Origin of the sequence: Pseudomonas sp. RIT288 (assembly GCF_000631985.1) — a bacterium.
Lineage (GTDB): Bacteria > Pseudomonadota > Gammaproteobacteria > Pseudomonadales > Pseudomonadaceae > Aquipseudomonas.
Window position 1 is genome coordinate 132,396 of the sequence record NZ_JFYN01000041.1, and the last position, 23,718, is coordinate 156,113.

Annotated in this window: 29 protein-coding genes; all 29 read right to left on the reverse strand. The window is 60.6% G+C overall.

The genetic code is table 11. From position 1 onward, the window contains the following. Window positions 1-54: 54 nt before the first annotated feature. The 29 genes from BW33_RS22230 to BW33_RS22370 all read right to left on the reverse strand — a co-directional run bounded on the left by BW33_RS22230 (window position 55) and on the right by BW33_RS22370 (window position 23,708). A complete protein-coding gene (locus BW33_RS22230; protein ID WP_047601233.1) occupies window positions 55-570 on the reverse strand; it encodes a hypothetical protein in 516 nt (171 codons plus the stop codon). Continuing rightward, window positions 567-1,718: a hypothetical protein gene (locus tag BW33_RS22235; RefSeq protein WP_047601234.1), complete on the reverse strand. Its 1,152-nt coding sequence runs from the start codon at window positions 1,716-1,718 to the stop codon at window positions 567-569. Before BW33_RS22235 ends, BW33_RS22230 begins: the two co-directional genes overlap by 4 nt. 69 nt (window positions 1,719-1,787) lie before the next feature. Continuing rightward, window positions 1,788-2,207, reverse strand: coding sequence for a phage tail assembly chaperone (locus BW33_RS28090; RefSeq protein WP_052032740.1), 420 nt, complete (start codon window positions 2,205-2,207; stop codon window positions 1,788-1,790). 17 nt (window positions 2,208-2,224) lie between these two features. Further along, the gene (locus BW33_RS22245) at window positions 2,225-3,100 is read right to left on the reverse strand and encodes a gp53-like domain-containing protein (protein ID WP_052032741.1); all 876 of its coding nucleotides are present in this window, start codon (window positions 3,098-3,100) and stop codon (window positions 2,225-2,227) included. A gap of 14 nt (window positions 3,101-3,114) precedes the next feature. Further along, window positions 3,115-3,714, reverse strand: coding sequence for a YmfQ family protein (locus BW33_RS22250; protein WP_007964344.1), 600 nt, complete (start codon window positions 3,712-3,714; stop codon window positions 3,115-3,117). Continuing rightward, the gene (locus BW33_RS22255; protein ID WP_047601235.1) at window positions 3,702-4,748 is read right to left on the reverse strand and encodes a baseplate J/gp47 family protein; all 1,047 of its coding nucleotides are present in this window, start codon (window positions 4,746-4,748) and stop codon (window positions 3,702-3,704) included. Before BW33_RS22255 ends, BW33_RS22250 begins: the two co-directional genes overlap by 13 nt. Next, window positions 4,738-5,136 carry a phage GP46 family protein gene (locus BW33_RS22260; RefSeq protein WP_047601236.1) on the reverse strand — a complete coding sequence of 133 codons (399 nt, stop codon included), beginning with the start codon at window positions 5,134-5,136 and terminating at the stop codon, window positions 4,738-4,740. Before BW33_RS22260 ends, BW33_RS22255 begins: the two co-directional genes overlap by 11 nt. Beyond that, window positions 5,136-5,645, reverse strand: a complete 510-nt coding sequence (locus tag BW33_RS22265; RefSeq protein ID WP_047601237.1) for a phage baseplate assembly protein V — start codon at window positions 5,643-5,645, stop codon at window positions 5,136-5,138. The genes BW33_RS22260 and BW33_RS22265 overlap by 1 nt, the downstream gene beginning before the upstream one ends. A 113-nt stretch (window positions 5,646-5,758) precedes the next feature. Then, window positions 5,759-6,805: a phage baseplate assembly protein gene (locus tag BW33_RS22270; RefSeq protein WP_047601239.1), complete on the reverse strand. Its 1,047-nt coding sequence runs from the start codon at window positions 6,803-6,805 to the stop codon at window positions 5,759-5,761. 3 nt (window positions 6,806-6,808) lie between these two features. Continuing rightward, window positions 6,809-8,044 (reverse strand): DNA circularization protein, encoded by a 1,236-nt coding sequence (locus BW33_RS22275; protein WP_047601241.1) that lies wholly within the window; start codon window positions 8,042-8,044, stop codon window positions 6,809-6,811. Beyond that, window positions 8,031-9,929, reverse strand: coding sequence for a hypothetical protein (locus tag BW33_RS22280; protein ID WP_047601243.1), 1,899 nt, complete (start codon window positions 9,927-9,929; stop codon window positions 8,031-8,033). Before BW33_RS22280 ends, BW33_RS22275 begins: the two co-directional genes overlap by 14 nt. 130 nt (window positions 9,930-10,059) lie before the next feature. Beyond that, complete coding sequence (locus BW33_RS22285) at window positions 10,060-10,356, reverse strand: phage tail assembly protein (protein WP_003222226.1); 297 nt, start codon at window positions 10,354-10,356, stop codon at window positions 10,060-10,062. Further along, window positions 10,353-10,700, reverse strand: a complete 348-nt coding sequence (locus BW33_RS22290) for a phage tail tube protein (protein WP_047601245.1) — start codon at window positions 10,698-10,700, stop codon at window positions 10,353-10,355. Before BW33_RS22290 ends, BW33_RS22285 begins: the two co-directional genes overlap by 4 nt. Window positions 10,701-10,767: 67 nt before the next feature. Then, window positions 10,768-12,264 carry a phage tail sheath subtilisin-like domain-containing protein gene (locus tag BW33_RS22295; protein WP_027611067.1) on the reverse strand — a complete coding sequence of 499 codons (1,497 nt, stop codon included), beginning with the start codon at window positions 12,262-12,264 and terminating at the stop codon, window positions 10,768-10,770. Further along, window positions 12,264-12,443 (reverse strand): DUF2635 domain-containing protein, encoded by a 180-nt coding sequence (locus BW33_RS22300; RefSeq protein WP_027611066.1) that lies wholly within the window; start codon window positions 12,441-12,443, stop codon window positions 12,264-12,266. The genes BW33_RS22295 and BW33_RS22300 overlap by 1 nt, the downstream gene beginning before the upstream one ends. Then, on the reverse strand, window positions 12,440-13,024 hold the full coding sequence (locus BW33_RS22305; RefSeq protein ID WP_047601248.1) for a phage tail terminator protein: 585 nt from the start codon (window positions 13,022-13,024) through the stop codon (window positions 12,440-12,442). Before BW33_RS22305 ends, BW33_RS22300 begins: the two co-directional genes overlap by 4 nt. A gap of 160 nt (window positions 13,025-13,184) precedes the next feature. Then, a complete protein-coding gene (locus tag BW33_RS22310) occupies window positions 13,185-14,213 on the reverse strand; it encodes a phage-like tail protein (RefSeq protein ID WP_047601249.1) in 1,029 nt (342 codons plus the stop codon). A gap of 9 nt (window positions 14,214-14,222) precedes the next feature. Beyond that, window positions 14,223-14,435 carry a tail protein X gene (locus BW33_RS22315; protein WP_047601250.1) on the reverse strand — a complete coding sequence of 71 codons (213 nt, stop codon included), beginning with the start codon at window positions 14,433-14,435 and terminating at the stop codon, window positions 14,223-14,225. After that, a complete protein-coding gene (locus BW33_RS22320) occupies window positions 14,428-14,811 on the reverse strand; it encodes a phage tail protein (protein WP_047601251.1) in 384 nt (127 codons plus the stop codon). Before BW33_RS22320 ends, BW33_RS22315 begins: the two co-directional genes overlap by 8 nt. Continuing rightward, window positions 14,811-16,796: a phage tail tape measure protein gene (locus BW33_RS22325; RefSeq protein WP_160168822.1), complete on the reverse strand. Its 1,986-nt coding sequence runs from the start codon at window positions 16,794-16,796 to the stop codon at window positions 14,811-14,813. The genes BW33_RS22320 and BW33_RS22325 overlap by 1 nt, the downstream gene beginning before the upstream one ends. A 269-nt stretch (window positions 16,797-17,065) precedes the next feature. After that, the gene (locus tag BW33_RS22330; RefSeq protein WP_047601254.1) at window positions 17,066-17,647 is read right to left on the reverse strand and encodes a phage tail assembly protein; all 582 of its coding nucleotides are present in this window, start codon (window positions 17,645-17,647) and stop codon (window positions 17,066-17,068) included. A gap of 156 nt (window positions 17,648-17,803) precedes the next feature. After that, entirely contained in the window at window positions 17,804-18,310 is a 507-nt protein-coding gene (locus BW33_RS22335) for a phage major tail tube protein (RefSeq protein ID WP_047601256.1), read from the reverse strand. After that, on the reverse strand, window positions 18,310-19,476 hold the full coding sequence (locus tag BW33_RS22340; protein WP_047601257.1) for a tail protein: 1,167 nt from the start codon (window positions 19,474-19,476) through the stop codon (window positions 18,310-18,312). The genes BW33_RS22335 and BW33_RS22340 overlap by 1 nt, the downstream gene beginning before the upstream one ends. Before the next feature lie 2 nt (window positions 19,477-19,478). Continuing rightward, window positions 19,479-19,664: a hypothetical protein gene (locus tag BW33_RS22345; protein WP_007964321.1), complete on the reverse strand. Its 186-nt coding sequence runs from the start codon at window positions 19,662-19,664 to the stop codon at window positions 19,479-19,481. A 105-nt stretch (window positions 19,665-19,769) separates the two neighbouring features. Continuing rightward, window positions 19,770-20,210: a phage tail assembly chaperone gene (locus tag BW33_RS22350; protein WP_047601258.1), complete on the reverse strand. Its 441-nt coding sequence runs from the start codon at window positions 20,208-20,210 to the stop codon at window positions 19,770-19,772. A 2-nt stretch (window positions 20,211-20,212) separates the two neighbouring features. After that, window positions 20,213-21,751 (reverse strand): phage tail protein, encoded by a 1,539-nt coding sequence (locus BW33_RS28675; protein ID WP_081794244.1) that lies wholly within the window; start codon window positions 21,749-21,751, stop codon window positions 20,213-20,215. After that, on the reverse strand, window positions 21,752-22,387 hold the full coding sequence (locus BW33_RS22360; protein ID WP_047601260.1) for a phage tail protein I: 636 nt from the start codon (window positions 22,385-22,387) through the stop codon (window positions 21,752-21,754). Continuing rightward, window positions 22,384-23,379, reverse strand: a complete 996-nt coding sequence (locus BW33_RS22365; RefSeq protein WP_047601261.1) for a baseplate J/gp47 family protein — start codon at window positions 23,377-23,379, stop codon at window positions 22,384-22,386. The genes BW33_RS22360 and BW33_RS22365 overlap by 4 nt, the downstream gene beginning before the upstream one ends. Next, the gene (locus tag BW33_RS22370) at window positions 23,376-23,708 is read right to left on the reverse strand and encodes a phage baseplate protein (protein ID WP_047601262.1); all 333 of its coding nucleotides are present in this window, start codon (window positions 23,706-23,708) and stop codon (window positions 23,376-23,378) included. The genes BW33_RS22365 and BW33_RS22370 overlap by 4 nt, the downstream gene beginning before the upstream one ends. Between the last annotated feature and the right edge of the window lie 10 nt (window positions 23,709-23,718).

Below are 23,718 nucleotides of genomic sequence, written 5' to 3' on the forward strand. Positions count from 1 at the left end.
ATAAAAAGCCCACGGTGAAGTGGGCTTGAGTGATGCAGCACGCAGACGGTGCGACTAGAAAGTGTGGCCGCTGAGCAGTTCGCGAATCGCCGCCAACGCGTCATCGCCAGCACGGCGCGCCAGATCGGGATTGCCTTTGGCCGCATGCGCGCGGATCTGGTTTTTGGCCTTCAGGCGCAAGGTGCGCAGGGTCAGCAAATGGTCGGTGAGTTGCTCGGCCTTGCTCAGAATCTGTTCGGCAGCCTGTTTGGCAGTTCGACCTTTGACTACCCACGCAGCAACCGACAACGGCACCTCTTTTTTCGGATAACCGGCGTCTTGATAAGCCTGAGCGTCGGCAGCAGCCTGGGCGTACTCCATGGCTTTGAGCGGGTCGCCGGCCAAAACGGTACGAGCACTGTCGGCCGCCGCGTCGACCTTGGAACACAGCTGTTCGCCTTCCTGAAGTTCCATCTCGGCGACTCTGGACGCATTCAGCTGCCACTTTTCTCCATTCCAATCATGGGCACTGGACGGCTGGGCCGGACGCAAGCCTTCCTCGAACTGATGCAGTTCTTGAATGATGATCATCGGATCAACTCCCAGGAAAAATTCACGTTTACCGCTGCAGAAAAATTAACCGCGATGCCATTGGCGTAATCGGCCGGGCCAACACTCTTGAGTCCCATGCTGAACAACAATTCGTCACTGGCGGCATTGCCTGCGCCCAACGTATGTTCGGCCTGGTACGACTGCCACAGCGAGCGCAATTCGTTGTGATCGAAGCTGGCTGTCAAGGTCGAAACCGTTGTATCGCTGACCACGTTGCTGGAAAAAATCAGCACCGCGCCGCCCGCTGTTGCCCAGCCATCCCAGTTGTTGGACGTACCGACGGTCGGGTTGAGGTAGCAGTAGTTGCCCCCCAGCCAACCCGTCGGCGCGAAGTTCACGCTGGTAATCCCGGTGGGATGCGGCGTGGGGTTACCCACTACCAACCGCGCCGCTCGAGCATGCGGATCAAGTGGCAGGTAAACCACGCCATTGCCATTGACGGTCTGCGTCCACGACAACCGGTTACGGTTGTAGATCGCCCTGACAATGGGTGTAGACCCAGGTCCCGCCGTAACGACCCAGGCCAGACAGATGTCCAGCGGCGTCGACTGGAAACCACCGCCCGCCGCACCATTGACCGTTCCCTTCAACCCTTCCGGTGCAGCGTCATAAATCGTGCCGCGCTGCATATAGAAGGTCAGCGCGCCCGCAATCACCTGCGCCCGGAGGAAGTAGCCGGTACTTGGCAGCAAATCGGGACTGCTCCACACCTGGGTGGTGAACGTACGCGCACGCCCCAACTGCCCGGCCACCACTTCCTGACCGAGACTGATCAGCACGCCCGCCGGAATCGAGATCCGTCCGCCACTGGTGGCAACCGCTGCCGGAGTGATCGCCAGACGTCCGTCCGGCGTCGCCACCGTCGCGGTCGGCAAAGACCCGATCGGCAACGCCGAATCCAGATTCCAGCCCTTGGCCGAAACGCTCTGAATCGCCTGCAACAACTGATCGTATTTCTTCTCGTCCGGAGTCAGATCCCCGGCCTTGATCACGTTGAGAATTTCCTGCGTAACCCCGTTGCCCCAATCTGCCGGGATCAGCGATCCCGGGGTCCCGGTCAGAGGGTTTTCATCAATAAACTTGCCATTCACCAGACCGGCGCTGGGCACACTTTTTGGATAGTCCACGGACGGACCTCCCGTTATTCAGAGTGATGGTTTGTGAGACTGGTTTTCAGGTTTCGACCGGAACAGGCCTCAGGCGGGCAAGACGGGCCAGACCACGTTTTGCGGATAGCCCGGCTGCTTGTCGATCTTGTTCAGCGCCAGTTTGTAGGTGGCGAATGCCTTGAATCGCTGCATATCGTCTGCATCGAGCAGGCCCGCGATGTAGGCGTCCGCCATGCCGACGGTTTGCTGATCGGCTTCGGCCAACAGCTCATCACGGCGCGCCAGAGCGGTAGCTCTTCGCTCGCCATCAACCACTTGCGAAGCGTTTGGCAAAGAATGTTTGGTGACCTTGCCGTCGGTGTATCGCCAGATGCCGTCGCGCTCGTCAATCGTGCGCAGGAACAGTTCGTCGGAGATCTCCACCGCGCCGGCAGGAATCTGCAGGTGAATAGCCGAGTCGTAGCGCCCAAGAAGTTCGCCCTGGGCATCGAAATGAATGTATTTCATCGTCCTCACCTTTATCGTCAGAAGCCCAGGGCGAACCAGTTCCACCCGCCGGGGTCGCCATTTGAGAAGCGCTGAAACTGGCTTGACGAGAGTTTCCACAAGGAGAAACGCAGGTCGGCGAATGCCGGAGAAATATCGCCTCCCGACAGCAGAAGCACTTTGTTGGGAAATGCGATCGGATAAGTGACGGTCTCACTCAGCCCTCCCCCCGAAGCCGTTCCCCACTGCAAAATCATGCCGCTGGGTAAGCGCTGATAGCCGTTGTCGCCCAGGGAAGCGGTAAACATCGGCGAATATTTGAGCGCGCCATCGCCGGAGTCCAGTCCCCACCCCCCACCCAATAGCAGTCGCCTGAAGGTTACGAAACACCCCCCTGCAAATGACAAGGAGGTAGTGGGTACCCCATTGATGGTGCTCAGACTTTCACCACTACGAGCCTTTACCGTCAAACTACCGGTGCTGCTCAGAATGCTGACCAGTCCACCTGGAGAAACACTGGACCAATCAGGCAGAGTCACCGTACATGGGCCAGTGAAGACTGATAGCTTGCCAACATCAGCCACCGTCAGCGTCACATCCCCTACATAGTTGGTCTGCCCCGCCAGACTGCCCAGCGCGCGCTGAACAAACTCTGTCGTCGCAACCTTCTGACTGACATCGAATTGAGGTGGCGTCTCATATAGCTTTTTTCCGCGCAACGCCTCCAGCAATTGCGTGTTGAGCCCCTCGGTGGGTTCGATCCCGGCAGCTTTGATAACCGTCAAAACCTCCTCGGTCAGGGCGTTGCCCCACTCCGCGGGAATCAACGATCCGGGGGTCCCGGTGATCGGGTTTTCATCGACAAAACGGCTGTTGACCAGACCGACACCCGGCATGCTTTTCGGATAATCCATCCCGTCATCCCTCCCTAGTCATAATTGATGTGCACCTTGGTATGCGCCGGCGCACTGCGGTGGATCAGGCACTCCAGTGCCGAGCCCGGGTTGACGCCGAAGCGCTCGCCCCAGTAGCTCGCGCCATAGCGCCGGCCGAGCAGCAGGCGGCCGCCGGTGTTGAGGGTCCACATGAATTGCGCTTCCCAGGTGCCCCAGTGCGCGGCGCCGAAACGCGAGCGGCCCATGCGTGGGGCTTCGTGTTCGGTGATGCTGGCGTTGGGGTAGCCCTGGCTTTTGGCGATGTCGAGGTAGTAGCCGACAGCCTGGCTGCCGACCGCAAGCAAGCGGCGGCGTACGGCGAGGCGGCGGTCGTCGAACAGCGGTGTGGCGCCCAGGCACGGGTCGGGCAGCTCCATCACCCGCTCCCAGTCCGGCACCAATTCGCTGACGCCCGCCGGGTCCATCTCGTTGAGCAGGTCGGCGGCGCGGGCATCGAGACGCGCCAGTTCGACGGCGACGCCTTGCAGCACTTCCTCGAGTTCCGGGACGCGCTCCGGGTCCCACGCCGGGCCGCTCGGCAGCAACGCGCGCAGCTGCGCCTGATATTGCGCGGCGGTTCTTATGCCCCCCATACGCAGCCTCCGAAGGTCAGCAGTTCGCTTTGCCCGGCAGGCACGTCAGCGGTCGGTGCGGTCAGCGTGTGATCGTACTCACCGCCGGCGCTGCTGATGGCTTCGCGGATATGGCTGATCAGCAGCGGCACACCCAGATCGGCCTCGCGGTTGTGCAGGTCGCGCAGTTGCGCTTCAACAGCGGCGCGTACAGCGCTGGTGTCCGGATTGACGCTCTTGAAGCGATACACCACCGGCACCTGAATCGGCCGCTGCACGTGCACCTCCGCCGTCACCGGACGCAGCGGTTCGATGTACTCCTGAACCTCCGCCAGTTGTTCGTCATTGGGCACTGGTTGCGGGTCTTCGTCACGCATGATGAACACCGTCACCGTGCCCGGACCAAGGAAACCACCGCGACACCAGGCCCGCGTCACGCCCGGCACTTCCAGCGCCCAGGTCTCGTAGTCGCTGGCCGAACCGCCGTGGGGGATCACGCGATAAGAGCGGATCACCCGCGAGCGCAACGACTCCAGACTTTCCCGCGCCACACCGCCACTGAGGCCGGGCGCGAGCACCACAAAACTGTTGCCGACCACGCCGGCGATCGGCTGCACCGGGTTCAGTGCCAGACCGCCATCGGCATTGCCCAGGCTGCCAGCGTCGAGCGCCGCGATGGTGGTGGTATTGCTGCCATTGACGGTGGTGCGCGCGGCGGTGACTTTGTAGGTGCGGCCATCGCTCGCTTGCAACAGCGTGTCGACATCCAGCACCGCACCGGCGGTCGCGGTAAAACTGACGCTGCCGGTGGCGACTTGCGCCGGTTTGCGTGGCTGGTTCAGGCGCAGGGCGGCGATGCGTTCCAGGGTCGATTCGTCGGCCTTGTCCGGCAAGATCTGCTCGGCAATCCAGTCGAGATAACCGTACAGGCCATACGCGGCGCCACCGAGGGTGCGGGCCAACACTTGCGCATCGGACTGGCGCAGCGAATCGCCGGCCAGGTCGCTTTGGGTGCGCTTGATCAGCACCGGCAGCGAAGGGGTTTCAAACGGCATAGATCACCTGCCAACTGTTATCGGGGTTGATGTCCAGACGTTCGCCGTCGGCCAGGGTCAGGACCGTGCGCAGGTTCAGGCGCTGGGCGTCAAGGCGTTCGCTGATGATGTCGATGGCGCTGCAGTGGCCGTCGTCGATCAGCCATTGCAAGGCTTCGCGGGCATAGAACTCGGCGTCCATCTGGGTCTGTCGGGTCAGCTTGACTCGACGCAAAAGCCACAGCCGCGAACCGATGCGGTCGTCGGCGACGGTGGGAAAGCTGTCGCCCCACCAGCCGAAGCGCTCCTCGTCGTCGAGGGCGTCGTCATCGGCGGCGCGCCGCCAGGTGAACAGGCTGATGAGCACGGCGCGGGTCAGTGCGGCGTGGAGGTTCTGGCTGATGAACATCATTGGCCTCCTGCCGGCGCACCGGTCTGGCCGCTGCCGGCCTGCACGCCAACGTGCACGTGCTTGATCTGACTGATGCCACCGGCGAGCTGATCACCGGTGGAAACGATCTTGCCGGTCTGATTGATCACCGGCGTGTCGAAGTTCACCGCGCTGCTGGCGCGGATGTTCAGGGTGGCGGTTTCGATGTCGATGATCCGCCCGCGCTTGAAGTGAATCTTGTCGCCCTCGTCGGTGTAGATCGCCACTTCGCCCGAAGCCAGCGACTGCAGGCGATAACGGCGATCGGCGACCACCAGGGCGATGGCGTGGGAACGGTCACCGCCGAGAAACGTGACAATGCCTTCGGCGCCGGCCAGCGGGTTGCTGGTGAAACCGTAGGGTTCGAAGTGCTCCAGATCGTCGTTCACTTCACCGGCGGTGAGGCGCATTTGCAGCGATTGCAGCTTGGATGCCGAATGGGCGAGCACGACAGTGCCGCGCGCCAGCAGGCGTGTCAGTAGGCTCATGCTTGGTTCCTGTACGAAACGGGCCGAGGTCAAAAGATCGCAGCCTTCGGCAGCTCCTACATAGGATCGGCGTACACCTGTAGGAGCTGCCGAAGGCTGCGATCTTTTCCGGGCTATGAGGTTTTTTTCGGGGGCGTTGGATCAGGATCAAAGGTCTGCGGCGGCGCCACTTGCAGCGTGGTCACCGAGCCCTGCGCCGACAGCGAATACGTCACTTTGGAGATCAGCATGTCGCCGTCAAAACCGAGTACCGGATCCTTGACCTTCACCAGTGTGTTGTGGCGCCACAGATCACCATTGGCCTGGCGCCAGCCCTGCACCTGATAGGTGGTGGTCTGCGCCCGGCCAACACGCGTGGCGCTTTCCCAGAGAGCCCGTTTGAGCGACAGATCAGGATTGATCTGCAGGCCCTCGTTGATCACGGTCACGCGGCGGCGCTTGTAGCCCAGATCCGTGGCGATCGATTCAATCTCGCTGACCGCTGCGCCGCTTTTCTGATCGTTGCCCTTCTGCTGGCCAATGACCCGGTATTCAGAGAACACCTGGCTGTAATCCATCGGCGCGTTAGCCGAAAGGATATTCTTGCCCAGCTCCAGCGCATCACTGGCCCGGCCACCGCTGCCAGGTCTGGCCAGTACCAGCCGCCCTGACGCATCGTCGGTGGAGAACACCCGAAACAGCGAAAGCAGACGATCGATCGATTGAAAAACCGTCTCCCCCGGCACCAGGGTGTAGCTGCCCAATCGCGTGGTTTCGGCAATCTCGCTGACGACCTTGACCTTGTAAGACGACGCCAATGCCTCGACGATGCTCAGCATGGGCTGGTCTTTCCACTGGTTCGGGCGGTTGATCGCGGCACAGTCCACCAGATCCTGAGTACAGGAACTGCCCTCGATGCTCAGGCTGATCTGGCGTCCATCGTAAGTGACCGGGGCTTTGAACACGTAACCGGTGAGCACCAGGTCCTGGCCGATTTTCACTTCGCACGGATCGCCCGGCTTGATCGGTTTGTCCACCGTCTGCCCCGGCCACTGCCAGGTGATGTCGAGTTTGAAGGTGCGGAACTGACGCTCAAGATCAGCGGTGATTTCGACGCTTTTCCAGCCGCCGTATTCCATGTTGTCGACGGTCAGCGTGACGCGATTATCCATTTCGCTCATGGTTTACTCCCCGGAGACTTTCACTTCGTTGGGCGAGAACCCGGGATGGTTCGTCGGATTGCGCTGCTGGATTTCAGTGACCCGCGTGGCATCGCCGAGGTACTTGTAGGCGATCACCACTGCCGGCGCGCTTTCCTGCAGGGTTTTAGTGACGAGCCGTATACCCGAGGACGCGACCGACTTGAGATGCGCGACCGCTGCATCCTGCAGATCGCTGATCATTTGGTGGTGTGCCGGGCCGGCCTTGGTTTTCACCAGGTTAAGGGTATCGATCAGCGTCTGCTGTATCGCCTGCACATCATCGATGGCGGGCACGTCCGCACGATTGATCGGCTGATTCGCCTGCTGGCCCACGGAAGGTATCGACGGCAATTTCACCGGTTTGCTTGCAACCGGCATTGAAGCGATCCACTGCGCCGCCTTCACGATCAGCGTGTCCTGCACCAGATCAGCCATGGCTTGCGCTGCTGCATTGGTGTCCTTGCCGGTAGTGATCTTCGGCGCATCAGCCTTGCGGATGGCTTCGAGTTGTTGGGACACGTCGGCAATCACGCCACGGTAGCCCTCCTTCGCGAATTCCTTGAGTTCCTTGATATCGCCGAGCAAGCCCTTGAACTCCGCTGCCACTTCCTTGGGCAACTCCTTGACGGCTTTCACCAGTTCAGTGATCTGCTTGTACTGCGCGATCAACGGCTTGAGCTGCTCCTTGATCACCTCATAAACCCCGGTCAGGCTGTTGCGCAGATTGGCAATGCCGATCCGCGCAGCCTTGATCAACGTCATCGCCTGCTCGAAACGCGCCACCGCAGACCCCAACAGACTGTCGGCTTTGGCCAGCAGCACTTTCTGGGTACTGACGCTGGCCGTTGGAAACGGCAGCGGCTGATCGGGATAAAACTTCAGACTAAAGGTCACCAACCCGCCATCCTGGCGGGTGTGGGTCATGTCGCATTCGCCGACCTTGACTTGCAGGCGTCCGAGCCACGGATGCACCAGTTCACCACTGCCCGCCTCCAAGGCCTTGAGCAGCTTGTCGCGCTGCTCAAGGCAATCGGCGCCGATGATGAACGCCGTGATGTCGTGGGTCTTGGCCTGCTGGCCGAGATCCTCGAAATACGGCAGGTCACGTTGCGGATACTCGTGCAACTGACCTTTGCGACCGACCGGGCTTTTCGCCTGATCGATCCAGAACCCGACACCGCGAAACGATGCCGGCAACAAACGGTCACGCCAGTTCATTGGAACCTCCTGCCGACAGCGAGCGATAGCCGATGCGCGAAGACAGCGCCAGCCCCGGTTGATTGGTTTGCGGTTGATCGGTACGCAACCCGGCCGGTGCGTTTTCGAAGCGCACGGTGAGGCCGCCTTCGAGTTGCGTACGGTTGTTGGCAGCGCTTTGCTGGATCAGGGCGCTGGAGGATTGCGGCAGCGATCCGCCCTGCAACGCCCCGTTTCCAGCAGACGCGGGACTTGCGCCAAAGAACGCCGGCGCCAGCTCACCCTTGCCTTCGGCATTGGTCTGGCGCTGCGCCTCGGTCAGGGTTTCGACCTTGCCGGTGACCTTGGCGATCAACCCGGCGAAACCACCGTCGAACAGCTCCTTGATCGGCGCGATGACGGTTTGCAGCTTTTGCCACAACTCGCCGAACCACCCGACAATCGGCCCCCAGCTCTCGATGATCTGATCCAGAGGTTTCCATTCGAACAGGGTGTGCAGAAAGTCCACAACCGGCGCAGACGCCGCCAGCACAACATCCCATAGCGCCGAAAAGACGTCGCCGACCGGCTGCCAGTACTGCGCAATCTGCTCCAGCGGCGACCATTCGAACAGGCTGTTGAAAAAGCCTTTGACCCGCTGCACTGACGTTTGCAGTGCCGTCCAGATCGGTTCGAAGTACCCGACGACACCACCCCAGGTGCTGGTGATCATTTCCATGGGGAAATAATCGAACAACGTCCGCAATGTATCCCGGGTGCTTTGCACAGCCGATTGCAGCGTCGTCCACACCGGCTGGAAGTACGCAACAACACCGCCCCAGGCGCTGGTGATCATCTGCATGGGCGAGAAGTCGAACAACGAAGCCAGGAACGCCTTGGCCGGCTGCGCGGCTTTTCGCAGGCCATCGAACATCGGCTCGAAGAACCTGACAACACCGCCCCACGCACTGTTGATCATCTGCATCGGCGAGAAATCGAACAGGTTTCTGAGGAACGCCATCACCGGCACACTCAAGGCCTTGAGCAGTTCCCAGATCGCCGAAAACAGCCCCGTCAGCGGCCCCCAGTTGTCCAGGATCATGCCGGCGGGCGTCCACGAGAACACCGATTTGAAGAAGTCGATTACCGGCGCAGTGACGGCTTTGACCTCGTCCCACATGCCCGAGAAGAATCCCGCAACCGGTGACCACAGCGCCGCCAGTGCATCCAGTGGTCGCCAGTCAAGAATCGAGCGCAACGTCGCCATCGCACTCGCACCGATGTTTTTCACGCCTTCCCACATGCCTTTGAAGAACGCGCTGATCGGCGTCCAGTTGGCATAGATCAAACCGGCTGCCACCGCGATGCCCATGGCAATGAGCATGATCGGATTGGTCTTGAGCACCATGCTCATGACGTCGAACACTTGCGTCGCACCGCTGACCGCAGTTTGCATCGCCGAGAAGGCGATGGCCGCCGCAGCCAGGCCTTCCACCAGTTGCGGGTTGTCGGCAAGCAGACTGCTGACCTGAGTCATCATCGGCTCAAGCCCGACCACCAACGCCCCGACCGCCGGCACCAACGCCGCGTCGACAGCAGCGGAAACCTTTTCCATCGACGCACTGAACACGTTCATGTTCTGTGCAGCGACTTTCGGCGCGGCGGGCAGATCGACGGTTTTCGCCGTCTCGCTGACTTCCGTCAATTTGCCCTGAAACGCCGCCGCCGACTTGATCCCGTCCACGAACGGCGTGATCACGCTGCCGCCCTTGAACAGACCGCTGATGTCCAGTTTGCCGAGGCCGGTCTGTTCCAGGTTTTTCTTGAAGCTCTCGACCTTTACTCGCAGGGCGCCGAGTTTGGGCGACAGTTCATCGATGCCCGTGATCAGCACCGGTGTTTGCACTTGCTTTTCTTCGTCTGCCATCACTGCACCTGCTGCATCGCATTGATCCGTTGCGCGTGCTCCAGCGATTCGCGGAGCACATCCAGTGGCCTGGCCATCATCTGTTCGGGGTCAACCTTCCAGAACCAGGCCAGGTCATAGGCGACTGCGATCAGGTCGGTGATGGCTCCGACGCCGCACTCATGAAAAAACTCGCAACGGCCCAGCTCAGCGCATTGAGGTCAGCCAGATCGAGCTGGTTGACCGACGACGGCGGGATGCCGGCGCACACGGCGATGTATTTGGCCGCCACGTCCATGTCGAGGCTGACTTCTTCGCTCTTGTCGATCTTGTACGGCAGCGCCTTGATCGCTCGCACTTCCTGCACCGTCGGACGGCGCAGGACGAGTTCGGTCAGGGGCTCGCCGTGAGCTTCGATCGCAACCTGAAGCTTCACGGCGCCGCTCATTGCCAGGTCCCCTTGATGCCTTCGAATTTCAGTTCGATGGTGGCGTCATCGCCCTTGGAAACCGGCTCTTCGACCAGATAGGCACCGGCCAGCACGTAGACCTTGCCGTTGCTGAATTCGCAGGTGACGGTGATGTCGGTGCCTTCGATCAGCTTCTTCAGCGGGAAGTCGGCGGTGTGCAGCGCGGTCACTTTGAACGACGGCGCGATGTCGGTTTCCTTGTAGAAACCCGGTACGACGGTTTCGCGTTTGACGGCCATCAGCGGGGCTTCGCAGCCGCCGTTGATAGTCAGTTGTGCACCGTCGACTTTGACGTAGCAGGTGCCTGCAATCACTTGACCCATGGTGTTACTCCCTTCAAATAAAAAAGCCCACCGAGGTGGGCTGAATGCTTGCGGCCAAACGCGGTTATCAGGCCGCGTCGTCGTATTGCAGACGGAATTGGTTGAGCAGTGCGAACACGCGCAGACCGTTGATGTAATCCGGCGGGAACAGCACGTTCACGCGGCTCGGGTCCTGCACGTCGCGCTCGACGATCAGGTGCTCGGCGAACAGCTCGGCGTTCTCCACGTGGCCTTCCAGTTCCAGCTTGGCGTACTGCGCAATCAGCTCGCCGCGAATGGTCGCCGGGGTGACGATCGGCTGGCCGGCGCCGAAACGGGTGCCGTCGGAGGCCAGTTTGTGGCGACCGTATTTGCTGGTGATCACGCTTTGCAGACGACGCACGATGAACGCCGACTGGTGCATGGTTTCGCTGTCCAGGTAGGAGTTGTCGGCCTGCCCGTAAGCGTTCTTCTGGTAGGTGGTGATCGAACGCTGAATGCGCACGTAACCGCCTTCGTAGTACGCGGTGGCGATGCCGTAGTTGAGCAGCGACTGACGCTCGGTCAGGGTGAAACGCTCGCTGGCCGGCGCCGGATCAACGCCCGGCAGGCTGCCGCTTTGGGTCGGACGGCTGGCATCGGCGGAGATGAACACCGCGGTGCGCGCAGCCAGTGCTGCAGCTTGTACCCAGAACGGTTGCGGTACACCCGGCTCCAGCGCCTGAATGGTCATGTGCTGGTCGTTACGTGCCTGGCCAGCAGCAACCAGCGTGCCGACGGTGCCACGCTTGGCGCTGTAGACGTGACCGAACAGTTGCTTGGCCCAGGACCAGCGACCGGTGCTGTCATCCATCACTGCTTGCCAGGTATTGAGAGTCGACAGATCCGACCACGGCAGTGCGATGAACTCGAACGGCTCGTCGCCCAGTGCAGCCACAGCTGCGACCTGATCCGGCACACCGGCGCCGCCGGTCATGGCGGTGATCGCAGTGGTCAGGCCGGCCGGGGTTTCTTCGCCGTTGCTCTTGCCCAGGCGATTGAACTGCAGGCTGATGTCGTTACCGCTGTCGCCGGTCCACTTGGCGTTCAGGGTGACCACACCTTCGGCAGCCGCAGCGCTCACCGGCAGATCGGCGGTGGCATTGATTTTCTGTGCCAGTGCGGTAGCCGCTTGAGCAGCGGTGGCACCGTTGACCACGGTGGCCTGCACACGCACACCAGCGACGTACAGGTTGAGCACGCCAGCCTGAGTCGCAGTGCCAGTCAGGGTCAGCACGCCTTTGGCGATGGCGCCTTCAGTGTTGTGCAGCGGCAGGCACCAGATCTCACCGATCGGGTCTGCCTTGCGGAAGGTCTCGTACATCGAAGCGAGCATCGAGCCCTGACCACCGATGCTTTTCGCCAGCGCAACGCTGGAGACCAGCACCAGTTTGCCGACCTCAGTCGGGGCAATGTTGTCGTTGACCTGAGCGACGATCAGACGGCGCATGGCCGAGGTCGCGCTATTGGCGGCCGAGTTGTCCATTTCGGCATAGAACAGCGGTACACGAATGTCCGCGGGGATGTTGCTGAATCCGATCGCCATTATTTGGCTCCCTGTGCTTTGACTTTTACGGTTTTGAGGGTGATATCGCCGTCGGCCAGACGTCGGCGCCACCAGGCGCTGTCCAGCACTTCACGGCCTTCTTTGGGCAGCAGATCGCCCGCTTCCGGGTCAGGCACGGCACGGCCAGCGGCCGGCAGTACGGTGATGCGATTGCTCATGGGGTTACGTCTCCAGAGAAAGTCAGTTCCACGCGCCCGTCAGGGCCCGGGTGTTTCAGATTGGGGTCGGCCGGGTCGATCGCATCGACCCGCACAGTGACCCCGGTAAAGGACGACAAGCCGTCCAGTTCACGTTCGTGCCAACTCTCCGCAGGCTGACTGGGCAGATTGCGGCCGAGCTGGAACTCGGCAAAAAAGCGCAGCCGATAGAAGGCCCGGCTGCTGTTGATCGAGACCATCTCGCCGCCGTCGTAGACGATGGCGCTGTAGTCAGTGCCCGACTTGAACCCCACCAGCGCGCGCCACAGTTCGGCGCGCAGGTCGTGCAACAGATCCAGCGCTTTTGTGCCGTCGCTGGCATCAAGCGCCAGGACGATTTCGAAGCGGTCGCGGATCGGTTGCGCGGTGAGGTTTTGCGCGGTGCTGTTGCTGGCTACATCGGCCAGCGGCAGCACATGGGCCGAAGGCGTCGGCAGATCGGCATTGCCTTGCAGCAACGCCAGATCGACGCCCACCGCAATGTGGTTGGCAAGGCTTGGGCATTGCGCACGCAGTTGCGTGAGGATCGGGGTGATCTTCATGGTGGTGTTCCAGAGTGTGGGGGAGTTACCGCAAGACCAATGTGGGAGCGAGCCTGCTCGCGAAGGCGGACCTACATTCAAAAACAATGTTGATCGATCCACCGCTTTCGCGAGCAGGCTCGCTCCCACAGGGGTTTGTGTCGCTCTGAGAAAGAGTGAATCAGTCCTTGGCTTCAGCCTTGGGATCAAGACCGCTGGCATCGATCACGCAGCGATAGCTGTTCTCGCGATTGCCACTGGCGGTGACCTTGTCGATCGACCAGCGCCCGCGCATGAAGTCCGGCCAGGTCTCATCGAGCAGCACCAGGCCTTCGGCCGCCAGCCGTGGATCGCCGGGACAGCTGATCTTGACCTTGTACTTTTGCCGGAGCATCTTGCGCACTTCGCCTTCGCCGACGGCGATCGCATCGGCTTCGCTGGGTTGCTTCTGGCGGAGGGTCTTGAACGGCGCAAGTCCCGTTTCAACCCAGCGCAACACACCCGCGGCACCATCCCAGAAACAGGTCTTGCAGCCCTTGGTCTGCTCACGGGCAGACTCCTCCAGCGTGGCGCTGATGAATGCGTGATCGCCGGGACGGTTGTTGCTGGTCACCGACAAAGTCACGTCCGCCAGCACCTGGCCCGACAACGATTTGGTCTGGCCGGGACGGGCCAGCACGTACACGTCGTCGTAGGGTTTGGTCACCGCGTTGTACTTTTTCGCCAGGCGCGTCAGAAAGCTCATGTCGGTTTCGTTGGACTGGTCGACATGCGCGATTCTGATCATCGCCACCTCAGGAGCGACGCGCGGTGAAAAGCCATGGCTCGACACCAGTTTGCGAAACAGCGCACCCAATGTGGTAGGGCCATGACTGGCCGTGCGGCGTTGCTTGAAGCCCGTCTCATCATCCTTGCTGAACGGTGCCGCCGTGGCCACCAGAGTCAGGCGAAACGGGAACAGCGTCGGTGTCAGGCGCGTCACTTTGAACTGGCCCTTGTCGACCATTCCCGACTCCAGATAGCCGACCTCAAGGCCGATTTTCCCGCCCAGATCCGGCAGCCCTTCGAGGCCTTCAAGATCGATCGTCAACGTCAGTTGATCGGACTCGAAACCGGCTGCATCGATGTGTTCCCAACTGATCAGGCGTTGATTGAGCAGGGCCGAATGGGCCCCGTAGAGTCTTACCGCCGGGGTGAAACCCAGTGCCATGCAACCTCCTTAATCCCAGGCCGTGAGCGGTTTGATCGTGGCCGGTTTCGAGTCGAGTTCCGGCAGCGTGACCCAAACGCCCGCAGGCAGGATCGGGCCGTATTCGGCCAAGGTCGGGTTGAGTTTCCACAGGGCCTCTTCAGCGGCGTCATCACTGCGTCCGGTTTCGCGGTAGAGCAGCAGATTCACCGAATCACCGGCCACGCTTCGTACCTTACGCATTGTTGAACTCCGTTAACCCGACCACCCACTTGATCACCATCGCGGTGCCGTCATCGATGACCTCGCTCTGGTTTTCGTCGATGCTGTTGATCCGCCACAGGCCCCAGTTGCGCCCGATACCGTCAATCAACGGCAGCGGCACCCGCTGTGCCTGAAGGGCGCGCAATTCATCGAGTCGATCCATGGCCACGGCATACATCGAGGTGCCGCTGATGGTCAGCGATTCCGCTTTCTGCCCGGTCTGACTGGATTTCGGTTTGCTGGTCAGGATCTGGATGTCGCTCCAGCCACCGTCGGACTTTCGCGCCAGCGTGCTGTAAGCGAAGTTGCGCGACAGGCCGAAGATGAAACTGCCTAGAGCCATTTGTTGTTTCATCAGTCGACTCCATCGGTCAGGGCTGCGTCACGGCGAGTGGCGAGGCTGTTGGTGTTCATCAGTGGAATGAATTCGTTGCTGAATTGAGATCTCAGGTGAAAGTCGACCAACTGACCAATCTTTTCCACACTGCCCGGGTCGCTGCAATACACCTGAACGGTGGGCGCGTAGGGGGCTGGCACCGTGGGCGCCTGGGCGCTGGCCAACGCCTGACTGACCTGAGCCGGTGCTGCGAGTTTGTCCGGTGGGGTACTGCCGAGTTTTTCGCCCAGAAGGGAACCGCCCTCACTGCCCAGCCAACCGCCAAGCAATCCACCGAGAACGCCACCTATGGCCATGCCGGGTGGGCCACCCACGGCTCCGAGTGACGCGCCGAAGGCAGAGCCTGCAAGAGCGCCGGCCATTCCACCGCCCGCTGCGCCGACGCTTTTAGCTATCTGGGTTTCGTCACCAGTGGCCACCCCGGCCGCCAGGCCTGCGAGGGCAGTGACGGTTTTTACAGGCCAGGGCATTGCGCGTGACAGAGGGCGCATGGCAGCGGTGGTCGACTCCAGGAGCGGGGCCCGCACCCGCGAAGTTTGCTCGAGGATCTTCAAACCGCTGCCAGCAGCGGCGGCCCCCGCTGTGCCGGTGGCGGCACCGGTGAAAACGGACAGGCCCTTATCCACGACTTTCTTGCCAACCCGGTCTTTGATATCGCTGCCAATGGCATCGAGCGCTTGATCGAACAACGGTTTGAGAAACGCGCTCACCGTCAACACCACACCAGCGGTTTTCGGATAGGTTTCAGTCAGTTCACTGAGCTTGTCGACCCCAGCGGAGGCCAGCGAATCGCTGGAGGGCGCCAACGCGTTGCCTTTGGCGACGGCCAATCGCTCGCTACGGGCATTCAGAATATTCAGCTGTCCTTGCTGAGTACCGGAAAGCGCCAGGGCAGCCTGTTTTACCGACCCCTTCTCGCCCAGCTCCGACGTTGCGTATCGCTGCTTGTCCTTGACCTGCCAGAACGTCTCATTAACCTCGCCGAGGTTTTGCGAGAGTTTCTGCGCAGCATCACCGCCATCGGAGAACAACGTCCTGGCCAACACTGCGCGTTGTTCTGGCGGTCTGGCGTTCAATGCGGCCAACACTGTCAGCAACGCGCCTTGTGCATTGTCCTTGTTCGGATCACGCATCGCCGCAGACACGGCCTTGGGATCGACCCCCAGTTGTTTCCACGCTCCCTGTTCGGCGACAGAGACCTGGTCTCCCTTGCTCAAGGCTGTGGAAATACTCTTCAACGCAACGCTTGCTTCACCTTCTTTCGTTCCGGTGTTCAGCAAGGCTGCCGACAGCGCTGCGGCTTGCTCGGGTTGCAACCCCGCAGCAATCGCCGCGTCGCCGGAACGCTGCAACACCGAGCCGATGTCTGCCGCGTTTACATCTCCGGGCATTTTGCCCAAGTGGTGAGCCGCATCTGCCAGATCGATGGCCTGATCACGGGTCAGTTTCATCGAGGTACGCCAGGCCGCCATCATCTCGGCAACTTGTAGCGCTGGCACCTTGAATGCTGACGCGGTGAGCGCAGCGTCATCGGCAAACTTCAGCAGTTCGAACTGCTTGTCCGAGGCATTGGGCAAGTCGATGCCAATCCCCGCCTTGGCACCCAACGCCGCGGCATTGACCAATTCAACCCCGGTGGTTCCTCCGGCAGCCACTAACGGCGCACTGGCCGTGATCAGGCTTGCCTGAGCCATTTCCTTGCCCTGAACCGGAGTCAGTCGAGCGACTTCGCTCAGGTTCGCAGCGGCTGTGTCCATCGCGACAGCGGCTTTGAGCAACTCGGGAGGGGCGGCGCCGGCTACCTTGTCTGTAGCCTTCTGCGCGGAAGATCCGCCGTCGCCATTGACCGCGCTCTTCGACAAAGAACGTTGGGTCGCCAAGGTGAGGATCAGCGAATCGATGGCTGCAGTGAGCGAAACGATTCGCTCACTTGCCGTGCTCAACGTTTGCCTCAGGTCGGCGACCTTATCCCGATCCAGGCCTGCTGTCGTCGTGCTCGTTGCTGCAGTGGTCAAGCCGATATTGCGGCTCGCGGAACTCGTGCTCTCACCGGCGTACATGAGCGCGTTTTTACTCTCTGCCATGCCGCTCTACTCCTGTTTCACGCCAAGGCGAGTGATCGCTATGTCGTAGCGGCGCAACGCCTTTTCGGCGTCCCATTGCAGAATCTCCGCTTCACTTACCGAGTAAATGAGCGGGACGATATCGAGGATTACTTCGATGTCGCGTTCCGAAAGTAGGCCGCCGGCTGGTTTAAAAAATCGTCGATGCGCACCTGCAATTGGGTCCAGTCCGGGACGCTCAGCTGGGCCAGATCGGGGATCATCAGGCCGGTGCAATGGGCGGTGATGAACTCGGCGCGTTCCTTGGCCGTTTTCAGTTTCTTCATCACTTTGGTGGCGCGCAGTGCGGGCATTTCCAGCGACAGCGAGGTCACGGTGCGGCCTGTCACGGCGAGCGGTTGCAGCAGCTGCACTTCGTCAGGATCGTCGGTCTTTTCCGCGTCCTCGACCTGCTCCAGAAAGTACGACGCCGGACGGGTCGACATCTCGTGCACGTACTGAGCGATGCTCACGTAGTCCGGGCGTTTGAGCTGGTCGAGTTCCTTGACCGACAGGCCGGTGGCGAGCAGCGCCAGTTCGAAGAACTGATCGTCTTCATCATCGCCGGCGCGTTCCAGCGCTTCTTTCTGCGCAGCGTAGAACAGCGGCTTGAGCTGGATCTGCTCGATCTGCGCGCCGTCGTCGCCGGTGATCGGCGACAGCAGGTCATGCTTGGGTGGCATCCACGACATGTATGAATTCCTTGGTGATTCTTTTTTAGGGGGGTCGCTATTCCCTTGTAGGAGTGAGCCTGCTCGCGATAGCGATCTTTCAGGCACATTGATGTTGCATGTGCTGTCCTCATCGCGAGCAGGCTCACTCCTACAGGGTTTATGGTGTGCCGAGGGTTACGGCATCAGCACCGCACGACGCGCATCACCGAGGATATCGACGCCGTTGAGCACGAATTTCTGGGTGCGCACGTCGATGTCGATCACCGGGATGCCGTTTTCCAGGCGGTTGTAGGTGCGGCAGGACAGCTCCAGTGTGGTGATGGCTTTACCCCCCATTTTCAGCGCATCTTCAGCCAGAGATTTCAGCTTGCCGCCCACTGTGTGGTAGGTGAACCAGGTGTTGCCGTCCTGATCCTGACCGGCTTCACGCACGTTCAGCAGGATGTCGTCGCCCAGCTTTACTCCCATCGCCAGCAACACTTCAGCACCGGTGCCTTGCAGCTTGAGCGTGGCATTCAGCGGCTTGGCGCTCTTGGCCATTTCCTCAACGATGAAGCGCCCGCCCGTCATGCTTTCCATGTCGAAATCGATTTTCGGCGGGGTGAACTCTTCCACGGTCGCCGACAACGGCAAACCTTGCAGGGTGGCCGCGATGGCCTGTCTTACGCGGTTGGTAAACATTAGAGAACGTCCTCCAGGAACTGCTCGATGATTTCATCGCGGGCGTTGAGTTGATAAACCATGTGTTCGTTCGGCGCGTAGCGGCCGTAGTCGATGACCACATACCAGGTGCCGTTCTTGTACTTCTCGACGCTGTTGAGTTCCGGGTGCAGATAGACGCTGCCGCCAGGAATGGTTTCGTCGGCGACCAGGGTCTGCAGCCAGTCGTTGATGCGCTTGACCTCCTGATCCATGAACGACTTGGTCAGGTTTTTGGCCATGGCTTTCTGGCCGGCCTTGACCAGCTTGCGGCTGATCGCATCTTCGAGGCCGACATAGCTGATGAACTTGCCGGTGATCGAGCGGTTACCCAGCAGCGAGAAGCCGCCCAGCACGGTGCGGGCGTAATAGCTGACACCGTAGCGGTTGAGCAGATCGCCTTCGGTGGAGGTGTCGAGGATGTTGTATTCAACGACGCGGGACACGTCTTCGGCGTAGGTCACCTGGTTGCCCGGGCTCTCCCACTGCTTGACCTTGGCCAGCGCGGCGATCGCCAGGCTGGACGGCGCGAGGAACACATTTTTCTTCGCCGCTTTCGAGTACACCGCCGGCATGTTGTGCACCACCAGGCAACGGTCGAAACCGAGGTCGGCGCCACCCAGTTCCTGGCTGTAAGTCACTTGATCAGCGACCGAGGCGTCCTTGCCGTCCAGCACCACGCGGGCCTTGATGCGTTTGCCGAACGAGGCGAACTCGCTGGCCACCGCTTTGGTGCCGGTGAAGCCCGGCGCGCCGATGATGGTCAGGTCTTCCGGGACGCTGCCGAGTGCGGCCAGACCGAGCTTGCGGCCGGTGGTTGGATCAACACCGCCGATCACTGCGTTAACGGTGTCGGCCGGAGTCGCGCCCGCTTCGACGATCACCACGTACACCGGCACCTTGACCACTTTCAGAATCTGGTAGACGGCGTGATACAGCGTGCCCTCTTCGGCGCCGGTCGGATCGAGCAGCGCGTGGGTGGTGAAGCTGTTGATGCGGAACGGTGCGTTGCGCGGAATCAGCGGATCAGCCTTCGGCGCGGTGCCGACCAGACCGATGATGTTGTCACCCAGGCCACCCATGGCCTCGGGGGATTCAGTGGCATTGACGGTAATGCCGTTGTGCTCGAAGTTCAAAACCTCAGCCATGGTTAGTCAGCCTTCTTGGCAGCGGCCTTTTTGGCCTGGGTGGAGGGTGTTTTCAGTTCCAGACGACCGGCGCTGTGCAGCGCACTGGCCTCGACGTCGAGCAGATCAAGGTCTTGACCGACGCTCGACCAGTGCCCACCGCCGGTGGGGAATGGAACGAGCACGGTGTAGGTTTGGCGGGTTGCCATTTTTCGTTTCTCCATAAACGGGAAAGCCCCTCGTGGGGAGGGGCTTTGGCGGGTGTTGAATTGTTTTTTGCGGGAAAGAAAACGCCCCGGGGTGCGGGGCGTCTATCAGGTCCTTTCACTCAACCAATCAGGCAATTGGGGGCGATATTGAATCGAAGGAAATTCCTCCCTCTGCGGCCACTGACGTAGCTGCTGCCGATACATTTGTAAATCGGAGTACTGCACAGCAGTTAGCGTAGTAAGGCCGCTTCCTTCCAATTCGTCTCGATGCCTTGCAACAAGAGTATCGGTTGATGCCAACTGCGCGTTGCGCCATTCGAGGCCTATGGACTGCAAAGTCGCTCTGTCAAACGGCGGAGGCTCGACCAGAATTGGCTGACCATCAGGTCCCGCTCCGATTTTTTTTGGTGTTGTTGCCAACTCGTTCAGCAGCGCCTCCCAATTACGCAGGAATACGGGTACCACATCGTCTGGAATATCGAGTTCGTGGACGTCAGGAAGGTAAGCACCGCATGTGCTGGGGCTAAATAAAATAATCTCTGTCATGCTCAAACCCCTATTGCTCGCCAGTAAACTGCCCAAGTGGCCAGAGTCCCGTTACTGCCGTTTTGAACTCGAAGAGTACATCCGGTCTTCTGGATAGAGTTGTAAACAACACAGCTCATCAATCCCATGGAACCCATATGAAGACAACTGATTGAGCGCATGGCCGTAGGGAACGCCAATGGATAGGTGATGTAAACATAGCCCTCAGCATCGGTCGTTCCGATCCCCCATTGCTCAATTGCTCCACCCGGATGTTTCATATATCCGGTTACTGCTCCGTTGGTGGCAAACATCGGCGAATATTTCAGCGCAGTATCCCCCGAGTCCAAACTCCAGCCGGGACCCAACAATAAGCGTCGGAAAACCGCAAAATTGCCAGGTTGAAGTACAACGCTGGTCAAGTTGGTGGTATTGACTGCTCCAAACGTTTCCCCCGCCCGAGTCTTGACAGTTACCCCTCCAGTGCTTGTCAGATGAACCAATCCCCCGGGAGGAACGCTGTCCCAGGCTGGAAGTGTCGCCGTCAAACCAGGTGCGGTGAAGATCGATAGTTTCCCGACGTCGGCAACTGTCAATTGGGTGTTGGCTTCATAGTTTGTCTGGCCGGCGTAACTACCCAGCGCACGCTGAACAAATTTAGTAGTTGCCAGAACATCATCATTACTAAAAACGTTGGCCGTGGGCGCTGTCGGGCTACCGGAGAACACCGGAGAACTCAGCGGTGCAAAGCCGAAAGTGATGTTTTGAAACACCAAAGCAGTAGTGCCGAGGAGCACAGGGGCATCGGTAACAAGCTGCCAGATCGTGTCGGCTTGAGTGGTGCCTTGCTCAATAGATACGGTAAGACCTGGCGTTACGTTGAGATCCGAGTCGGCATCTTTTGTGCGAACCCAGAATTCATTTGCAACAACGTACAGTCCATTGTCTTTCGCTGATGTCTGGTTTTTAACCAGCACCCTGTCTCCCGCAACGACTGCAACACCATCAATAGTTTGTGAAGCTTTCAGCACGATATTGCTCGTAGTGGCAACACGTACAGACTGCTTGGAATCAAGCTTCGCTAGCTCATCCGCCACATACCCTGTCACCCAGGCACGGGTGGCCTTGACCACCGTGTCATCGATCAGCAACGTCACCAGCGACGCATTGCTGGTCTCGAAAATCGAGCGAATGTAGAACTCTTTACCCGAGCCCGACGTGGCCAGAACCGGCTTGAACGACTCCGGGTATTTGACGATGGCATAAAGAATCCCGGTATCCGTCCACAGTCCCGCTTCCCGTACATACCAGCCGCCAACATCCGGCGGAATGGTGACTTCGGCGAGCAGCCAGCTCGGGTTCTTCTCGTCCTGGAACAGTGCGTTGAGTGGCCCGCGCCAGACTTCGCGTTTCAGCGCGGTGGCGGTCGCCGCCGGGTTGTAGACCGCGCCGCCGCCGTCGCCGACGGAAATCTGCGTCAGCTTGATCGGCACGCCCGCAGCCTTGCACGCTGTTTCGTAGGCAATCCCTGCGTTGGTGAGCAGGGTGTAATAGTCAGCCATTCAGGCCCCCTGAGGATAAATAGTGGATGTTTCGACGGTGTACATACCGGCGGCCATGAACGCCTCTCCCGAGGTTTCGAGCCCTTCGATGAACACCGGATAGATCGTCGTCAGTTCGCCGCAGAAGGTCGCGGCGGCGATGCAATGACTGCCGAACGCGCTCAAGCCAACCGTCACCGAAAGAATGTCCCGTTCGCTTTTGGCATCGGCCAGGCGTCGGTCGAGACGGGCGTCGATTTCTGCGCTGTAGGGTTGCTCGCTGAAGGCGCGCACGGAGAAGCTGTAAGGCACGCCGAGCGGCGTCTGTTCGTACCAGGCGCGGACTTCGGGGCGCAGTTGCAAACCCTTGGCTGCGTTCTCCAGCGCCTTGCGAGTACCGGCCTGGCGTGCGGTGGGCCAGGCCAGTTCGACGGTCAGGCGCTTTTCCACTTCCGGTGCGCTGGTGCTCCATTCGGCGACGCCGCGATCCGCTGCCAGATACGGCAGGAATGCGACCGGTGTTTCGCTCGGATTCATCAGTTCGGGGAACGGCGGCGCGATGCGATCAAGCAGTGCGCCAAAGCCCAGATCCAGTCCGCGTTCGAGTGCCGAACTGTTGGCCGGCAACAAGGTCGGGCGTTGCGTTGGCTCACTCATAGCGTCAGCACCTCGACCTCGACCGCCGTGCAGTACGGCGCCTGAAACGCAGTGGTCACGATCGGCGCCAGCGGTTCAAGAATCTGCAGTTGCACGGCGCCAGCGCTGTGCAGCGTGTAGTCGATCCAGCTCGGGTCGACACGCCCTTCGAGGCGATGACAACTGTCGGCGTAGGCCTGCAATTGTTGCTGCGCGGCGACTTTGGTCAGGCCCGAATCGGGGCCGGAATTGATCTTCGCCACCACACGAATCTTGTAGCGTTGAATGTCGGCAGCCTTGACCGTGACCAGGTCGGTTTCCGGCCGCACATCGGGCCGGGCGAAGTGCTGGCGTACACCGTCAAGCAGCGCTGCAGACGGGGTGCCATCGCCGTCTCGCGACAACACCGTGACTTGCACTTCGCCCGGCGCAGTACGCCGACCGTTGCCGTCCTTGACCTGTGCCGCGAGGCCATCAGGGTTGAAGGTGTAGGTGACATTCACCACACCAGCATCGGTGGATTCGACTTTCACCGTCGGCCGTTCACCGAGAGTGAACACCTCGCGGCGATACTGCATCCGCGAGCCCGCTGCCGGGGCGTGCGGCGCCAGGTAGTAGCGCAACCGGGCGTCGTCGTCGCTTTCATAAATCGGTGGTATTGGCGGGAAGGCTGCCGGGTCACCCGCATCGAGCAACTGGCGCTCCAGGCCCATGTCCGCCAGGCGGGCGTCGAGGTTGCTGCCGGTCGCCCACCACGCCAGCATCTGCTTGATGCGGGCGTTGTATTTGCGTTCATGGGTTTGCAGACGCACGCAGAAGGCTTCCAGCGCCAAGGTCAGCAGCTCGCTCTCGTTGTCGAGGCTGGTCTTGAGTTTCGCCGCGCTGTCCGGCGCCCGGGCGCCGACGTATTCGACGACGAAAGTCTTGAACTCGGCGAGCAAGTCTTCGAAGGCGTCGACGGTGATCAGCGCCGGTTCGGCCAATTGGTTCTGGCCGGGGATCAACATGCTCATGTCACGACCTCGAATGTCTGTTGACGGTTTTTCCAGGTGCCGGCGAAACGCAGCAGCAGGCCGGCGCCGTGACGGCTGGCGACGATCACGCTCGGCTGAAAATCACTGATCCCGTTCTGCGTGTTGTAGAACGCCTGAGCCGCGTGGCTCTGGGCCAGGAGCAGAACGTCGTCACCGAGGTTCTGCCCCAGCAACGTGGGGATCAGCGAGCCATAAAGGGGCCTTTTTTGCCGGGTGCCCAGCGGCGTGGTCAGGGCCCGGGTCGCGCGCTGCACGAACTGCAGCCAGTCGTCGACCGTGGCCCCGGAGTCTCTATCGATTCCGATCATGGGAAGCTCT

Bases quoted from the DNA above. Each gene is read 5' to 3' on its own strand.
- BW33_RS22230 (WP_047601233.1), bottom strand. From the start codon at position 570: ATGATCATCATTCAAGAACTGCATCAGTTCGAGGAAGGCTTGCGTCCG.
- BW33_RS28090 (WP_052032740.1), bottom strand. From the start codon at position 2,207: ATGAAATACATTCATTTCGATGCCCAGGGCGAACTTCTTGGGCGCTAC.
- BW33_RS22245 (WP_052032741.1), bottom strand. From the start codon at position 3,100: ATGGATTATCCGAAAAGCATGCCGGGTGTCGGTCTGGTCAACAGCCGT.
- BW33_RS22250 (WP_007964344.1), bottom strand. From the start codon at position 3,714: ATGGGGGGCATAAGAACCGCCGCGCAATATCAGGCGCAGCTGCGCGCG.
- BW33_RS22255 (WP_047601235.1), bottom strand. From the start codon at position 4,748: ATGCCGTTTGAAACCCCTTCGCTGCCGGTGCTGATCAAGCGCACCCAA.
- BW33_RS22260 (WP_047601236.1), bottom strand. From the start codon at position 5,136: ATGTTCATCAGCCAGAACCTCCACGCCGCACTGACCCGCGCCGTGCTC.
- BW33_RS22265 (WP_047601237.1), bottom strand. From the start codon at position 5,645: ATGAGCCTACTGACACGCCTGCTGGCGCGCGGCACTGTCGTGCTCGCC.
- BW33_RS22270 (WP_047601239.1), bottom strand. From the start codon at position 6,805: ATGAGCGAAATGGATAATCGCGTCACGCTGACCGTCGACAACATGGAA.
- BW33_RS22275 (WP_047601241.1), bottom strand. From the start codon at position 8,044: ATGAACTGGCGTGACCGTTTGTTGCCGGCATCGTTTCGCGGTGTCGGG.
- BW33_RS22280 (WP_047601243.1), bottom strand. From the start codon at position 9,929: ATGGCAGACGAAGAAAAGCAAGTGCAAACACCGGTGCTGATCACGGGC.
- BW33_RS22285 (WP_003222226.1), bottom strand. From the start codon at position 10,356: ATGAGCGGCGCCGTGAAGCTTCAGGTTGCGATCGAAGCTCACGGCGAG.
- BW33_RS22290 (WP_047601245.1), bottom strand. From the start codon at position 10,700: ATGGGTCAAGTGATTGCAGGCACCTGCTACGTCAAAGTCGACGGTGCA.
- BW33_RS22295 (WP_027611067.1), bottom strand. From the start codon at position 12,264: ATGGCGATCGGATTCAGCAACATCCCCGCGGACATTCGTGTACCGCTG.
- BW33_RS22300 (WP_027611066.1), bottom strand. From the start codon at position 12,443: ATGAGCAATCGCATCACCGTACTGCCGGCCGCTGGCCGTGCCGTGCCT.
- BW33_RS22305 (WP_047601248.1), bottom strand. From the start codon at position 13,024: ATGAAGATCACCCCGATCCTCACGCAACTGCGTGCGCAATGCCCAAGC.
- BW33_RS22310 (WP_047601249.1), bottom strand. From the start codon at position 14,213: ATGGCACTGGGTTTCACCCCGGCGGTAAGACTCTACGGGGCCCATTCG.
- BW33_RS22315 (WP_047601250.1), bottom strand. From the start codon at position 14,435: ATGCGTAAGGTACGAAGCGTGGCCGGTGATTCGGTGAATCTGCTGCTC.
- BW33_RS22320 (WP_047601251.1), bottom strand. From the start codon at position 14,811: ATGAAACAACAAATGGCTCTAGGCAGTTTCATCTTCGGCCTGTCGCGC.
- BW33_RS22330 (WP_047601254.1), bottom strand. From the start codon at position 17,647: ATGTCGTGGATGCCACCCAAGCATGACCTGCTGTCGCCGATCACCGGC.
- BW33_RS22335 (WP_047601256.1), bottom strand. From the start codon at position 18,310: ATGTTTACCAACCGCGTAAGACAGGCCATCGCGGCCACCCTGCAAGGT.
- BW33_RS22340 (WP_047601257.1), bottom strand. From the start codon at position 19,476: ATGGCTGAGGTTTTGAACTTCGAGCACAACGGCATTACCGTCAATGCC.
- BW33_RS22345 (WP_007964321.1), bottom strand. From the start codon at position 19,664: ATGGCAACCCGCCAAACCTACACCGTGCTCGTTCCATTCCCCACCGGC.
- BW33_RS22350 (WP_047601258.1), bottom strand. From the start codon at position 20,210: ATGACAGAGATTATTTTATTTAGCCCCAGCACATGCGGTGCTTACCTT.
- BW33_RS28675 (WP_081794244.1), bottom strand. From the start codon at position 21,751: ATGGCTGACTATTACACCCTGCTCACCAACGCAGGGATTGCCTACGAA.
- BW33_RS22360 (WP_047601260.1), bottom strand. From the start codon at position 22,387: ATGAGTGAGCCAACGCAACGCCCGACCTTGTTGCCGGCCAACAGTTCG.
- BW33_RS22365 (WP_047601261.1), bottom strand. From the start codon at position 23,379: ATGAGCATGTTGATCCCCGGCCAGAACCAATTGGCCGAACCGGCGCTG.
- BW33_RS22370 (WP_047601262.1), bottom strand. From the start codon at position 23,708: ATGATCGGAATCGATAGAGACTCCGGGGCCACGGTCGACGACTGGCTG.